This is a genomic window from Mycobacterium sp. SMC-18, assembly GCF_045310895.1.
In the GTDB taxonomy this organism is placed as follows: Bacteria; Actinomycetota; Actinomycetes; order Mycobacteriales; family Mycobacteriaceae; genus Mycobacterium.
In genome coordinates this window covers 170,966-186,184 of sequence record NZ_JBJIAL010000007.1, presented here as the reverse complement: position 1 = coordinate 186,184, position 15,219 = coordinate 170,966, and the positions used below count along the sequence as shown (strand labels likewise).

Below are 15,219 nucleotides of genomic sequence, written 5' to 3'. Positions count from 1 at the left end.
ACTCAGCCCTTCACAGCTCGAATCAGTTCGCTGCGGCAACCGTTGTGGCGCAAGGCTTCCGAACGTCCCGCACCAGAACCGCCGTCGGCGACCCGCAGGTACACCGCGCGCATCGCGTGCAGGTACTTGTCCACCGATTCACGGGCGATGGGGTTGTCCGGGTAGGCGATGGTGACCGAGGTTTCCTTCTCGGAACGGTTCACCCAGATGCCGATCTGGTACGCCGAGCGCGCGTCGCTGTAGACGCGGCCGTTGAGCCGTTCCCACTCGTTCATGATCGCCGGCGACAGCGGCGGCAGGTTGGTGTCGAGGTACGACACCATCGGCACGCCCGGGTCGGCCTTGCGAATGCCCGGCACCTTGCCCTCGGCCAGTTCGAGTACGCGCTCGAACGGGACGTGTGCCAGGTCCATGCCTGCGTCGAACGCCTTCTGCATGGCGCGGGCGGTGTCGCCGAACGACTCCGGCACCACCGGGACGCTGATCGGCACGACGCCGGTGAACCAGCCCGTCGTCATGAACTCGGCCGGGGTGCGGCGCGTCGTGGTCGGGGTGATGACGTTGTAGATCGGCCGGCCGGTCAGTTCGTGCTCGGCGAGCGCCGCGCACGCGATGACGCCACCGATGACGCGGGCACCCGCGGACAGGCAGGCCGACTCGAACCGCTCCGACTGGTGCTTGTCCATCAGCCGAACCGTCAGCATCTCACCGCCGCAGGGCACCGACGGGTCGCCGAGCGGCAGCGGGAAGCACGGCAGGGTGCCGTCGTTGGCCTCGGCGAACTTGATCCAGTCCTTGACCTCCGGCGACTCGAGCGTCAGCGCCGACGTGAACTCCGCCTGCTTGATGCAGTAGTCGTCGTAGCTGCCGGCGTCGGCCAGCGGGATCGGCGGGGCGCCACTGACGAGAGCCGCATACATCAGGTGGATTTCGACGAGCACCAGTCCCATCAGCAGTGCATCGGTGTGCACGTGGTCGATGCTGAAGTAGAAGGTGAAGTGGTCGTCGCGCTGGATGATGCCGAAGTGGAAGCAGTCCCACCGCAGCGGATCGGGCGTCGCGAGGACGTGGTCGCGCCACTGCTGCGCGTTCATCTCGCCGTGCTCGGTGGCCACCAGCTTGATGTCGCGCGGGCTCTTCGCCGTCCGGCGGACGACGACGTCGTCTTCCGTCAGCTCGAACCAGCTGTGGAACGTGTCATGCCGCCGCACGTAGGCGTTGATGACGTGCGTCATGGCCCGGACGTCGCACTTGCCCGGCATGTCCCATGCGGCGATGTTCAGCCGTGCCATGTCCGTGCCGTTGCGCTCGTGCGAACGGAACGCGCGGATGTGCTGGCTCTGCTGATAGCTGACCGGTACCGAGCTGACCGGTGCGTTGCGCAGCTTGGCAAGCGATGCAGACGAAGGGTTCCAGGAAGTCAGAACACCCGAGGAACCCATCCAGTCATGGATGGTCCTAATCGCAACCATGTTCACTCTCCTGTGCTTCGGTGAATTCAGCGCGCGGCTTCTGTGACGCCCTACTCTGACCCGTCATGTCGAAATCGCCGTCGAAATCGCCTCCCCCAGGCGTTCTGCCAGTGCTCGGACATTCGTGATGTCCGACGAACCGATCCGGACTCCCGTCTCAGCTTCGATACGGGTCCGCAGTTCCAGCGCCCCGAGCGAATCGAGGCCGTACTCGGCCAACGGACGGTCGGGATCGACAGATCGCCTAAGTATCATAGACATAGCGTCGGTGATCAGGCGCCTCAGACGAGCCGGCCGCTCCTCCTCCGACAGGGCGTGGAACTCCGCGAGGAATTCGCTGGTGCCCGCACCACCCCGCCCGATGTTGGCGAACGACTCCGCAAACTTGCTGGCCTGAGCGAAAGCCACCAGCCAGTCGGCCCCGGCCACCGGCGCGTAGCCGGCGTAGGCGCGGTCGTGACGGATGATCGCGTCGAACGCGTAGGCGCCGTCCTCCGGATCGATCGCCATGGCCTCGTCGGCCGCCATGCCCTGCCCGGCGCCGATCTTGGCCCAGGCACCCCACGCGATGACCGTCGCCGCCAGCCCCTGCGCGCGGCGCCACTGGGTGAACGCGTCCAGCCAGCTGTTCGCCGCCGCATACGCACCCTGTCCGGGCGAGCCCACCATGGCGGCAGCCGACGAGAACGAGCAGAACCAGTCCAGCTCGGACCCGGCCGTCGCCTCGTGCAGGTGCCACGCGCCGTACACCTTCGGCGCCCAGTCGCGTTCGATCAGCTCGTCGGTGATGTTCGGCAACGTCGCGTCCTCGACCACCGCGGCGCCGTGCAGCACGCCGCGCAGCGGCTTGCCGGTCGACTCGGCCGCGGCGACCAGACGCGCGGCGGTGTCGGCGGCTGCGATGTCACCCAGCACCACCTCGACCTCGGCGCCCTTGCTCCGGACGGCCTCGATGGCCTTCGCGGTCGCCGCACTCGGCTCCGAACGCGCGTTCAGCACGATGCGTCCGCAACCACCCGCGGCCAGCTTGTCGGCCAGGAACAGGCCCAGGCCACTCAGACCGCCGGTGACGATGTAGGAGCCGTCGGCCCGGTACACGGGAGCGTGCTCGGGCGACAGCACGGCCTCGAACTCCCCGGTGTGCGGGATGTCGAGCACGAGCTTGCCGGTGTGGCCCGCCGCGCCCATCACGCGGATGGCGGTGGCGGCCTCGGCCAGCGGGTAGTGCGTGGTGTCCGGCACCGGCAGCACACCGTCGGCGATCTGCCCGAAGATCGTCTCGAGCATGCCGCGCGTGATGTCGGGGTTGGTCAGCGTCAGCAGCGCCAGGTCGAGCGCGTAGAACGACAGGTTCCGGCGGAACGGGAACAGGCCCATCCGGGTGTCGCCGTAGATGTCGCGCTTACCGATCTCGACGAACCGGCCACCGAAGGTCAGCAGCTCGACACCGGCCTTCTGCGCCGCACCGGGCAGCGAGTTCAGCACGACGTCGACGCCGTAGCCGTCGGTGTCGCGACGAATCTCCTCGGCGAAGGCGGTGCTGCGCGAGTCGTAGACATGCTGGATTCCCCAGCTGCGCAACAGGTTTCGACGATCTTCGCTACCGGCGGTGGCGTAGATGTCGGCGCCCGCGGCCCGCGCGATGGCGATGGCGGCCTGGCCCACACCACCGGTGGCGGAGTGGATCAGCACCTTGTCGCCGGCCTGGATACGGGCCAGGTTGTGCAGGCCGTACCACGCGGTGGCGTGCGCACTGGGCACCGCCGCCGCGCTGCCCTCGGGCAGGTCGTCCGGAATCTTCACGGCCAGGTTGGCGTCGCAGGTCACGAACGTCTTCCAGGCACCGGTCAGCGAGATGCCCGCGACCCGGTCGCCGATCTGATGATCGGTGACACCCGGGCCGACCGCGGTGACCACACCGGCGAAGTCCGCGCCCGGCTGCGGCAGCCGGCCCTCGAAGCTCGGGTACCGGCCGTAGGCGACCAGCACGTCGGCGAAGTTGAGGTTGGACGCCGCGACCGACACCTCGATCTGGCCCGGTCCCGGAGCGACGCGCTCGTACGCCGCCAGCTCCGCCGACGACAGGTCACCGGGGGTCCGGATCTGCAGCTGCACACCGTCGGTCTCGGGCCGCACGACGGTGGTGCGACGTTCCTCGGGCTGCAGCTGGCTCAGGTTCAGGCGCGCGGTGTACCACTCGCCCGACCGCCAGGCCGTCTCGTCCTCTTCGGAGCCGGACAGCAGTTCGGCGGCGACGTGCGCCACGTCGGCCTGCACGTCGAGATCGATCTGCGTCGGCCGCATCGCCGGGTACTCCATGCCGATCGCCCGGATGAAGCCGCGGATGCCGCCCTGCTCCAGGTTGGCCACGTCGCCCGGCGCCACGGTGCGGGCACCGCGGGTGAGCACGTACAGCCGCGCCGGCTGGCCCGGCACGTCCGGCAGACCCCGCACGATGTGCACGAGCTGCTCGACCTGCGCCACGCCACGCTGTGCGGTGGACAGCGACGCCGAGGCCGCCGGGCCGTCCGGGGCACCGGTGACGACGACGACGCCCTTGAACGGCTTGGCCGTCAGCGTCTCCTGCAGCGACTCCAGGTTGGACGCGTGGTCGGCGTCGGCCGGCCACGCCATGGTGGAGACGTCGGCCTCGTCGGACTGCAGCACCTCGGAGAGCTTCTCGGTCAGGCTGTCCGCGTCGGCGGCGGCCGAGATCAGCAGCCAGCGACCCGGATCGACCACGTTGGCGACCGGCGCGTCCTGGCTGCGCCACTCGATGTTCAGCAGGCGCTCGTTGAGCAGCCGCTCGCGCTGGCCCTCCTCGGACACGCCGGTGCCGAGCCGCAGGCCGCTCACGGCCAGCAGCACCGCGCCGTTCTCGTCGAGCACGTCGATGTCGGCTTCGACCGCGGTCGGCGAGAGGCTGACGAGCTTGACGTAGCAGTAGTGCGCGTTGCGGGTCGACTCGTAGGCCCGCAGCTTGCCGACGCCCAGCGGCAGCATCAGCGCGCCGGTGGTGTCGCCGTGCAGATCGGGATGCGCGGCCACCGCCTGGAAGCAGGCGTCGAGCAGTGCGGGGTGCACGGTGTAGGCGCTCTGCTGCGACCGGATGGCACCGGGCAGCGCGACCGCGGCGAGCACCGTGGTGCCCGCGGTCGTGTGCGCCGCGGTCAGACCGGAGAACGCCGGGCCGTACTGGATGCCCCGCTCGGCGAACCAGGCACGCAGGTCACCACCGTCGACGTCTTCGGTGTGGGCGGCGACCAGCTTGGCCAGGTTGTAGCTCGGCCGGGAGGCGTCGTCTTCGATGGCGTGCAGCGTCGCGGCCGCACGGCGCACCTGCTCGCCGTCCTGGTAGGTCTCGACCAGGAAGTCGATGTCGCCCGACGGGACGGCGGTGGCGACCGCCGACACGGCGGTCTCCTCCTCGAGCAGCAGCATGGCCTCGAACGACACGTTGCGGACCTCGGAGGCCTCGCCCAGCACCTCGCGGGCCGCGCCGAGCGCCATCTCGCAGTACGCCGCACCCGGGAGCGCCGCGACGTTGTGCACCTGGTGGTCACCCAGCCAGGGCTGCACGCCGGTACCCACGTCGGACTGCCAGACGTGCCGCTCGGGCTCCTCCGGCAGCCGCACGTGTGCGCCGAGCAGCGGGTGCACCGCCAGTGACGCACCGCCGGGGGCCTGCTCGTGCGGATCACGCGTGAGGATCAGGTGGTTGCGGGTCCAGGTCGGCAGCGGTACGTCGACCAGCACGCCGTCCGGGTAGATCACCGAGAAGTCGATGGCGGCACCGGCGGTGTGCAGATCGGCGACGACATCGCGCAGACCGTTCGGCACGTCCTGTTCGCGACGCATCGCGGCCAGGGCGGCGATGCCGATGTCCTGGTGCGCGGCGTTCTGGTTGACCGCGTGCACCAGCAGCGGGTGCGGGGCCAGCTCGATGAACACCCGGAAGCCGTCGTCGAGCGCGGCCTGCACGGCCGCACCGAAGCGCACGGTGTGGCGCAGGTTGTCGACCCAGTAGTCCGCGTCGTAGTCCGCGGGGTCGCGCGGGTCGTACTGCGTGGCCGAGTAGTACGGCACCGCCGGCTCGTCGGGCTCGAGGTCCTCGAGGGCGTCGGCGAGCTCGTCCAGGATCGGGTCGACCTGCGGGGTGTGCGACGCGACGTCGACGGCGACCTCGCGGGCCATCACGCCACGCTCGTCCCATTCCTTGACCAGGGCGCGGATGGCGTCCTTGTCACCACCGACGACGGTCGACTGCGGCGAGGCGACGACGGCGAGCACGACGTCGCTCACGCCGCGGGCGCCCAGCTCGGAGAGCACCTGCTGGGCCGGCAGCTCCACCGAGGCCATGGCGCCGGAGCCCGACACCTTGAGCATCAGGTTCGACCGGCGACAGATCACCTTCACGCCGTCTTCGAGCGACAGCGCGCCGGAGACGACGGCGGCGGCGGACTCACCCATCGAGTGGCCGATGACCGCGCCGGGCTGCACACCGTAGGACCGCAGCGTGGCGGCCAGCGCCACCTGGATCGCGAACACGGCGGGCTGGATGCGGTCGATGCCGGTCACCGTCTCACCGGCGGTGATGGCTTCGGTGATCGAGAAGCCCGACTCCGCCTCGATGAGCGGCTCGATCTCGGCGATGGCGGCCGCGAATGCGGGCTCGGCCGCCAGCAGGCCGGCGCCCATGGCCGCCCACTGCGAACCCTGACCCGAGAACACCCACACCGGGCCGCGGTCACCCTTACCGGCCGCGGCCTGGTACGGGGTCTCGCTGTCGGCGACGTCACGGAGCGCCTGGATCAGGCCGGCGGCGTCCTCGGCGAGGACGGCAGCGCGCACCGGCCGGTGGGCGCGGCGACGCGCGAGCGTGTAGGCGGTGTCGGCCAGGTCGAGGGCCTCGCCCTGGGCGGCGGCCCAGTCGGCCAGTTTGCCGGCGGTGCGGCGCAGCTCCTCGGCCGAGGTGGACGACACGGGGAACAGCAGTTTGCCGCCGAGCCCCTGTCCTTCGGACCCGACGACGCGCGGCGACGACTCGGCCGGCGCCTGCTCGACGACGGCGTGCACGTTGGTGCCGGACAGGCCGTAGGCGGACACGGCGGCGCGGCGCGGGTGGTCGGCGGTCGCCGGCCACGGCACGAGGTCCGTCGGCACGAACAGCCCGGTGTCGATGGCCGCCATCTCGGCGGGCATCTCGTTGAAGTAGAGGTTCTTCGGCACCACGCCGTGCTGCAGGGCCAGGACGGTCTTCAACAGGCCGACCGCACCCGACGCCGACTGCGCATGCCCGACGTTGGTCTTGACCGAGCCCAGCACGACGGGCCCCTGCTTGCCGTAAACCGTTGCCAGACTTGAGTATTCGATCGGATCGCCGACGGGAGTTCCGGTGCCGTGCGCCTCGATGTACCCGACGGTGGCGGGATCGATGGCGGCGAGGTCCAGCGCCCGCCGGTAGACGGCGACCTGGGCGTCCGCGCCCGGGGTCGCGATGTTGACCGTGTGGCCGTCCTGGTTGCTCGCCGTGCCGCGGATGACCGCGAGGACGCGGTCGCCGTCGCGCTGCGCGTCGTCCAGGCGCTTCAGCATGAACATGACCGACGCCTCGGCGGAGACGAAGCCGTCGGCGGCGACGTCGAAGGCGTGGCAGTGGCCGGTCGGCGACAGCATGCCCTGGGCCGAACCCGAGGACATCTTGCGCGGCTCCAGCATGATCGACACACCACCGGCGAGGGCGGCGTCGCTCTCGCCGTCGTGCAGGCTGCGGCACGCGTTGTGGATCGCGAGGAGACTGGACGAACAGGCCGAGTCGACCGTGTACGACGGGCCGTGCGCGCCGAGGTGGTACGAGACGCGCCCCGAGGCCAGGCTGAAGTTGTTGCCGGTGAAGCCGTACGGGCCCTCGATGGCGTGGGCGTCGGCGGCCAGCAGCTGGTAGTCGCCGTGGGTCATGCCCACGAAGACGCCGGTGAGCGAGCCGGCCAGGGTGGCCGGATCGATGCCCGCGTGTTCCACGGCCTCCCAGGAGGTTTCGAGGATCAGGCGGTGCTGCGGGTCGATCGCGGTGGCTTCGCGGTCGCTGATGTTGAAGAAGTCGGCGTCGAAGCCGGCAACGTCGTCGAGGAAACCGCCCCACTTGGAGACCGACCGGCCGGGCACGCCGGGCTCCGGGTCGTAGTACTCCTCGGCGTCCCACCGTTCCAGCGGAACTTTGGTAACCAGGTCGTCACCGCGCAGCAGGGCTTCCCACAGCTCGTCCGGCGAGCTGATGCCGCCGGGAAGCCGGCATGCCATGCCGATGATCGCGACGGGTGTCGTCGGTGACCCACCCACTTAGCTACCGCCTCTCCGTGCAGTCCGGCCGGACTCCGACACACCGTGCCGGGTGGCTTTGCAGACCGCGCTCAAAATCTCTGCGAAATCGTCTTTGCCGCGTTAAACAAACTGGCTCGAAATCCTACCGGGTCAAATTAACTGATCCGCCGATTCGGGGCTACCCGTTTCGGTCGAATCGCTACCAGGCGACCGTCAGCAGCGGATATCCGCAGCACACTCGCTGCGGAAGGCCCAACCCGCCCGGCGCGCCGTTGCGCAGGGGTTTGGTTCGGAGCCATTTCGAACCAGCCACGGGGCGGAAGCATAGCGGTCCGTAGCGAACATCGTTCACCCCAGCACCGCGCCCGCACAGGACCTGCGGCAGCACAAATGTTTGCGCGGATATGGTTATTGAAATTCGAGCAACGCAGCGAAAATCGTAGAACTACAGGCTGCGGCCATAAAATCGTATTGTCGGCAATGGTCGATACGCATGGTACGAAATATCTACTGTGACGAACTCCGCTCGATACGGGCAAAAAATCAACATGCCGGACATCTGCGCGTATTCGAAAGTCCGGTGCACAGGGCGGTCCGCATCGCTTCCGATGCGGACGCATATCTCGCGCGCGCAAACTCCGTCAGCCCGCAACCGGAGCTGGATCGGCGTATGGCGCACCGAACTCCGTGACCCGGCAGAAGCCGTTGCTGCGCGCCTGCGCCGCGCCGTACCGCACCATTGCCGCGAGCGCCACGAAACCCGCCTGATCGGCCAGCATCAGCGGCGTCAGCAGGCGGTTGTGCACGAAGCCGAAAGCCAGACCGCGGTCCGGATCCGCCCATCCGAGCGACCCGCCGAGGCCGACGTGCCCGAACCCCGGCATGACACCCGGGAACGGCACGCCGTGATACCCGAGGTTGAAATCCATGGGCAGGCCGAGGCCCAGGTCGGGGAAAACGCTGCCGGTCCCCTGCAGCTGCGCCACCGTGCCCGCGGACAGGAACCGCAGCCCGTCGATCTGGCCGCCGTTGGCCATCGCGCCGTACACGCGTCCCAGTGATCGAGCCGTGGCCACGCCGTTGGCGCCCGGCATCTCGGCATCCAGCAAGGGTGTGTCGCCCTGCGCCATGGACCGCATGCCGGTGAAGTACATCGAGCCGAAGCCGCCCGAGAACGGCAACCTCGCCACGTGCGGCGCCACCGCGTCGAACAGCGGATTGCGGATGCGGAACTGCGGGCCGATGATCTGCGCGGGCTGCGTGGGCGCATCCGCGGCCGGGCGGCCGAGATGCAGACCGTCGGTGCCGAGCGGCTCCGCGAGCTCGGTGCGGAACAGCTCCCGCATGCTCTGACCGGTGACCGCGCGGGCCAGGCCGGACAACAGCCAGCCGTAGGTGATGGCGTGGTACGCCGGACGCCCCTTCATCCAGCTCATGGGAGCCGCGGCCAGCCGCCGCTCCATGAGGCGGTGGTCCATCAGCTCGTCGCGCGTCGCGCCGTTCAGCTGCGACAGCCCGGCGCGGTGCCGCATCAGCTCCCGCACCGTCACGCCGGCCTTGCCGTTGGCCCCGAAGGCCGGCCAGTACTCGGCGACGGGCGCGTCGTATTCGATCAGGCCCCGGTCGGCCAGTCGGTGGATGACGGTCGAGGCCAACCCCTTGGTCGCCGAGAACACCATCGCGCCGGTGTCGGCGTCCCACGGCCGGTGGCCCCACCGGTCGGCCCACCCCGTCCACACGTCGACGACGGGAACACCGTCGAGGTAGACCGAGAGGGCGCCGCCACCCAGATATCGGCTGGGGAACAGGGCGGAAAACGCCCGCACCACAGTTGCGAAGTTGGGGTCAGCGGCACCGTGGACGCCCTGCGGAAGAGGTCCGCCGGCGGACCGGAGAGGCGCGACGTTGCGCTCCCGGCGAATAGCGTTGGTCATTACCAAATGATGACGTGCGCCTGCCGCAGATCATCTCCGACGTTATCAATCTGTTAGCTAAATAGTCTGGATACACAGGTTCGGCGTGTCCGGTATACCCACTTCAAGATCGCACTTACGCCGGCGTAACCGCTTGCCGAGCAAGCGTTCTGATGGCGAACTCAGTGGTCAAGGTGCCTGCCTGGAGAAAAGTCAGGTAGCCGGAAACACCGGATCGCATTTTTGTCCGCATGTCGGGCCGGCCACGGCACCGCGCCGAAATTGGTTTCGCCAGCGGTCGGCCCGAATACCCGTGCGGCCGATTCCCCTATTGCGCCGGCAAACCGTTCGGCAATCCCGGGCCGGGCTCGGCCGGAGTCAATTCGCGAGGTCGATGATGCGCTGTGCCGCCAGCGCCGGCGTCAGCTCACCCTCGCGCACCTGACGTTCCACCTCGTCGCGATTGGCCTTGACGGCGGGATTCGACAGCACCCGGTCCAGCACCGTGTCACGGACCATGGTCCACGTCCAGTCGACCTGCTGGGCCCGGCGCCGGGCCTCGAATTCGCCTGCCGCACTCAAGGTTTCACGATGCTTGAGCACGGTGTCCCACATCGCCGCCAGACCGTCGCCGGTCAGTGCGCTCATGGTCAGCACCGGCGGCCGCCACAACGTCTCGCGCGGATAGATCAACCGGATCGCCCCGGACAGTTCCCGTGCCGCGGCCTTGGCTTCGACGGCGTGCTCGCCGTCGGCCTTGTTGACCACGATGACGTCGGCGAGCTCCAACACGCCCTTCTTGATGCCCTGCAACTGGTCACCGGTGCGGGCCAGCGTCAGGAAGACGAAGGTGTCGACCATGTTGGCCACCGTCACCTCCGACTGGCCGACGCCGACGGTCTCGACCAGGACCACGTCGTAGCCGGCCGCCTCCAGCAGCACGATGGTCTCGCGGGTGGCCTTGGCCACCCCGCCGAGCGTGCCCGACGTCGGCGACGGCCGGATGTAGGCCTCCGGCTGCACGGCCAGCTGCGCCATCCGGGTCTTGTCGCCGAGGATCGAACCGCCCGTGCGGGTCGATGACGGGTCGACGGCCAGCACCGCGACGCGGTGGCCCCGCTCGATGAGGTGCATGCCGAGCGCTTCGATCGTCGTCGACTTGCCGACGCCGGGGACGCCGGTGATGCCGACGTGCAGCGCACTGCCGGCCTCCGGGGTCAGTTCGAGCAGCAACTGCTGCGCGGCATCACGGTGGTCGGCCCGGGTGGACTCGACCAGCGTGATGGCACGCGACAGCGCCGCCCGATCGCCGGCCCGGATCCTGGCAGCGAGCTCGGGCACCGGGGTCGTCATGCCCGCCACCTCAGAGCTTGTAACCCAGCCGCTCGGCGAGCTTGCCCAACAGGCCGATCGCGGCGTCGGCGATCACCGTCCCGGGCGGGAAGATCGCCGCGGCGCCCGCCTCGTACAGCTCGTCGAAGTCGCCCGGCGGGATCACGCCGCCGACCACGACCATGATGTCCGGACGCCCCACCTCGGCCAGTGCGTCGCGCAGTGCGGGCACCAGCGTGAGGTGACCCGCCGCCAGCGACGACACCCCGACCACGTGCACGTCGTTGTCCGCCGCCTGCCGCGCCACCTCGTCGGGCGTGGAGAACAGCGAGCCGACGTCCACGTCGAAGCCGATGTCGGCGAACGCGGTGGCGATGACCTTCTGGCCGCGGTCGTGGCCGTCCTGGCCCATCTTGGCCACCAGGATGCGGGGGCGGCGGCCGTCGGCCTCGGCGAACTTCTCGACCAATTCGGTTGCGGTGCTCACGTTTCCGGTCTTCCCCACCTCGTCGCGGTAGACGCCGGCGATGGTGCGGATCTCGGCCTGGTGCCGGCCGTACACCTTCTCCAGCGCGTCGGAGATCTCACCGACGGTGGCCTTGGCGCGGGCCGCGTTGATGGCCAGCGCCATCAGGTTGTTGCCCAGTCCGTCCTCGCCTGCCGAACCGGATTCGCCTGCGGCGCGGGTCAATTCGGCCAGTGCCGCCTGCGTCGCGGCCTCGTCGCGGTCGGCCCGCAGCTGCTCGAGCTTGGCCAGCTGTTCGGCCCGCACCCGGCTGTTCTCGACCTTGAGGACCTCGATCTCCTGGTCCTCGTCCACCTGGTACTTGTTGACGCCGATCACCGTCTGGGCGCCGGAGTCGATGCGGGCCTGGGTACGTGCGGCGGCCTCTTCGATGCGCAGCTTCGGGATGCCCTCGCCGATGGCCTGCGCCATGCCGCCGTGCTCGGCGACCTCCTTGATGTGCGCACGGGCCTTCTCGGCGAGCTGGTGGGTGAGCCACTCGACGTAGTACGAGCCGCCCCACGGGTCGATGGGCCGCGTGGTGCCCGACTCCTGCTGCAGCAGCAGCTGGGTGTTGCGCGCGATGCGGGCCGAGAAGTCGGTGGGCAGCGCCAGCGCCTCGTCGAGGGCGTTGGTGTGCAGCGACTGCGTGTGGCCCTGCGTGGCGGCCATGGCCTCGATACAGGTGCGCGCGACGTTGTTGAACGGGTCCTGCGCCGTCAGCGACCAGCCCGAGGTCTGCGAGTGCGTGCGCAGCGACAGCGACTTCTCGCTCTTGGGGCTGAACTCGGCGACCAACTCGCTCCACAGCAGACGGCCGGCGCGCAGCTTGGCCACCTCCATGAAGAAGTTCATGCCGATGCCCCAGAAGAAGGACAGCCGCGGCGCGAACTTGTCGATGTCCAGGCCCGCGTCGAGGCCGGCCTTGATGTACTCGACACCGTCGGCCAGCGTGTACGCCAGCTCCAAATCCGCTGTGGCCCCGGCCTCTTGGATGTGGTAGCCCGAGATGGAGATCGAGTTGAACTTCGGCATCTTGGTACTGGTGTAGCCGAAGATGTCCGAGATGATCCGCATCGACGCCTTCGGCGGATAGATGTAGGTGTTGCGGACCATGAACTCTTTGAGGATGTCGTTCTGGATGGTCCCGGCCAGCTTCTCCGGCGGCACACCCTGTTCCTCGGCGGCCACGACGTAGAGCGCGAGGATCGGCAGCACGGCACCGTTCATCGTCATCGAGACGCTGACGCTGCCCAGGTCGATACCGTCGAACAGCTGGCGCATGTCGAGGATCGAATCGATTGCCACACCGGCCATTCCGACGTCACCCTGGACGCGCGGGTGGTCCGAGTCGTAGCCACGGTGGGTGGCGAGGTCGAACGCGACCGACAGGCCCTTCTGGCCGGCGGCCAGGTTGCGGCGGTAGAACGCGTTCGACTCGGCGGCGGTGGAGAACCCGGCGTACTGACGGATGGTCCACGGCTGGTTCACGTACATGGTCGGGTACGGCCCGCGGATGAACGGCGGGGTGCCCGGGAAGCTGTCCAGCGGATAACCGGCCGCGGCGACGGCGTCACGGTCTTCGGCGATGTACATCGGCTTGACGTCGATGCCCTCGGGCGTCGACCAGGTGAGCTGCTCCGCGGTGTAGCCGTGCGCCTGCGCGGCGTCGGCGACGTGGGCGTCAACGGCGCTGGAGGACGGCGCTACCGGGCTTTCTCCGTGCAGCGGGACGTCGGCGAAACTACCGATGGTGGTCACGTCAGAAGCGGTCATTGTCATGCCCCCAATCGGGTGAGCAGGGTCGAAAGCGCTTCGACGGCATCGATTTTCATGGTCAGGTATTCGTCGGGCTTGTCGGTCGCGTCCGCGACGGCCTTCTCCGGCCCGGCCAGGTACACGTGCGCGACGCCGGCCGCGCGGGCGGCCTTGACGACATCGCTCGCCTCGTCGGCGTACCGGGCGTCGGTGCCGCAGACCACCGCGGCCACCTGGCCCGCGGCCGCCGCCGCGACACCCGCGGCGTCGACGGTGCCGGGGTTGACGGCCTCGATGCCGCCGGAAGCCAGCAGGTTCGCGGCGAACGTGGTGCGGATGTTGTGCTCGGCGAGCGGGCCGACCGGCAGCAGCACGGCCTGCGGTCGCTTGCCGGTCTTGGCCAGGTACGCATCGGAACGGTTGCGCAGCGCTTCGAAAGCCGCGGCGTAGCGCACCACGCCGGGGAACGAATCCGTCTGTGCGAGCGGGCTTTCCGCGAGGTTCGGGAATTCGTTGACGCCGGTGAGCGCCGTGCGCCGGTGTGCGATGTCGTCGGCGCGACGGGCCGCGACCTCGGCGATCTGGGCGCTCAACTGATCACGGGCCGCGACGAAACCGCCCAGCGACTCCAGCTCCTGGAACTTCGCCCAGGCCCGCTGCGCCAGCTGGTCGGTGAGGTCCTCGACGAACCACGAGCCGCCCGACGGGTCGACGACGCGACCCAGGTGCGACTCCTCGAGCAGCAGCAACTGGGTGTTGCGCGCCATGCGGCGGCTGAAAGTGACTGCCGTGCCGGGCAATCCACCGTCGATGGCGGCGTCGAACGTCTCGACCAGCACGGTGTCGGCGCCACCGACGCCGGCGGCGAACGCGGCGAGGGTGGTGCGCAGCATGTTCACCCACGGGTCACGCTGCGACATCATGGCCTTCGAGGTGACGGCGTGGATGGTCGCGGCGCCGGCGTCCGGTGCGCCGACGACCTCCGCCACGCGGGCCCAAAGCCGGCGCGCCGCACGGAGTTTGGCGATGGTGGCGAACTGGTCGTCGTCGGCGGCGAAGCGGAAGCTGAGCTGCCGCAGCGCGTCGGCGGCCGACAGTCCGCTCTCGGTGAGCAGACGCAGGTACGCCACACCGGCGGCGATGGCGCCCGCCAGCTCCAGCGAGGCACTCGCGCCGAGGTTGTGCAGCGCGGCGGCGTCGACCGTGACGGCGCGCACTCCCCCGTCGTACTCGGTCAGTTTCGCGGCGGTGGCGACGACGTCGGCGTCGGTCGCGGCAGCGCGGCCGGACAGCGGCGCGGTCAGCGGGTCGGCACCCAGGTCGATCGACAGCCGGGCACGCTGGTCGGCGTCGAACGGCTTGACCAGCGTGAGCAGCTGGTCAGCGGCGGCCGCCAGGTCGGCACCGGCATCCAGGAGCACCGGAACCAGATCCAGGAAGACGCCCTCGAATACGCGGTCGAGCTGGTCGACGGGCACGCCGCCCGAACCGACCCGGACCTCGAGGGCGCTCGTGCCGTCGGTCAGGGCGAGCAGGATGGCACCGTTGACCGTGGCGACGTCGGCATCGCTGGCGATCGGGAAGGATTCGGCCACCTTCCAGCCGGCGAGCACGTCGCGGTGGGCGTCACCGCCGCGGGTGAACGGCCAGTGTCCGGGCAGCGCGGGCTCGGCCAAGCCGTCCAGGCTGGTGTAGAGCGGACGGACCGGGAAACCGTCGTACGTGGGTGAATCGAGCAAACGCTCGGGTTCGGCAGGCAGATCCTCGACAGCCTTGCGCGTGCTCTTGGCGAGCACACCGGCGACGTTCTCTTGCCACCGCGCGTAGCGGTCCCGAACGGTGGACGCGTCGACAGTCACCGGCGACTCCCAATCTTTCGGCCATCAGACATCTGGCACTGCATGCAGAAATGCCTATC

The 15,219-nt window shown here is 69.4% G+C and carries 6 protein-coding genes; all 6 read right to left on the bottom strand.

The genetic code is table 11. From position 1 onward, the window contains the following. Nucleotides 1-2: 2 nt before the first annotated feature. The 6 genes from ACJH6J_RS08995 to mutA all read right to left on the bottom strand — a co-directional run bounded on the left by ACJH6J_RS08995 (nt 3) and on the right by mutA (nt 15,160). Complete coding sequence (locus ACJH6J_RS08995; protein WP_406803826.1) at nt 3-1,472, bottom strand: condensation domain-containing protein; 1,470 nt, start codon at nt 1,470-1,472, stop codon at nt 3-5. Between the two features lie 63 nt (nt 1,473-1,535). Continuing rightward, nucleotides 1,536-7,811 carry a sulfolipid-1 biosynthesis phthioceranic/hydroxyphthioceranic acid synthase gene (pks2, locus tag ACJH6J_RS08990; protein WP_135355966.1) on the bottom strand — a complete coding sequence of 2,092 codons (6,276 nt, stop codon included), beginning with the start codon at nt 7,809-7,811 and terminating at the stop codon, nt 1,536-1,538. A 623-nt stretch (nt 7,812-8,434) separates the two neighbouring features. After that, the gene (locus ACJH6J_RS08985) at nt 8,435-9,727 is read right to left on the bottom strand and encodes a serine hydrolase domain-containing protein (RefSeq protein WP_212811501.1); all 1,293 of its coding nucleotides are present in this window, start codon (nt 9,725-9,727) and stop codon (nt 8,435-8,437) included. A gap of 357 nt (nt 9,728-10,084) precedes the next feature. Beyond that, the gene (meaB, locus tag ACJH6J_RS08980; protein WP_212811502.1) at nt 10,085-11,059 is read right to left on the bottom strand and encodes a methylmalonyl Co-A mutase-associated GTPase MeaB; all 975 of its coding nucleotides are present in this window, start codon (nt 11,057-11,059) and stop codon (nt 10,085-10,087) included. A 10-nt stretch (nt 11,060-11,069) separates the two neighbouring features. Next, entirely contained in the window at nt 11,070-13,319 is a 2,250-nt protein-coding gene (gene scpA, locus ACJH6J_RS08975) for a methylmalonyl-CoA mutase (protein ID WP_318984600.1), read from the bottom strand. Between the two features lie 2 nt (nt 13,320-13,321). Continuing rightward, nucleotides 13,322-15,160, bottom strand: a complete 1,839-nt coding sequence (mutA, locus tag ACJH6J_RS08970; RefSeq protein ID WP_318984599.1) for a methylmalonyl-CoA mutase small subunit — start codon at nt 15,158-15,160, stop codon at nt 13,322-13,324. Nucleotides 15,161-15,219: the final 59 nt, after the last annotated feature.

What these genes read in the sequence shown, in the direction of transcription:
- scpA (WP_318984600.1), bottom strand. Translation starts at nt 13,319, where the DNA reads ATGACCGCTTCTGACGTGACCACCATCGGTAGTTTCGCCGACGTCCCG.
- ACJH6J_RS08985 (WP_212811501.1), bottom strand. Translation starts at nt 9,727, where the DNA reads ATGACCAACGCTATTCGCCGGGAGCGCAACGTCGCGCCTCTCCGGTCC.
- ACJH6J_RS08995 (WP_406803826.1), bottom strand. Translation starts at nt 1,472, where the DNA reads ATGGTTGCGATTAGGACCATCCATGACTGGATGGGTTCCTCGGGTGTT.
- meaB (WP_212811502.1), bottom strand. Translation starts at nt 11,059, where the DNA reads ATGACGACCCCGGTGCCCGAGCTCGCTGCCAGGATCCGGGCCGGCGAT.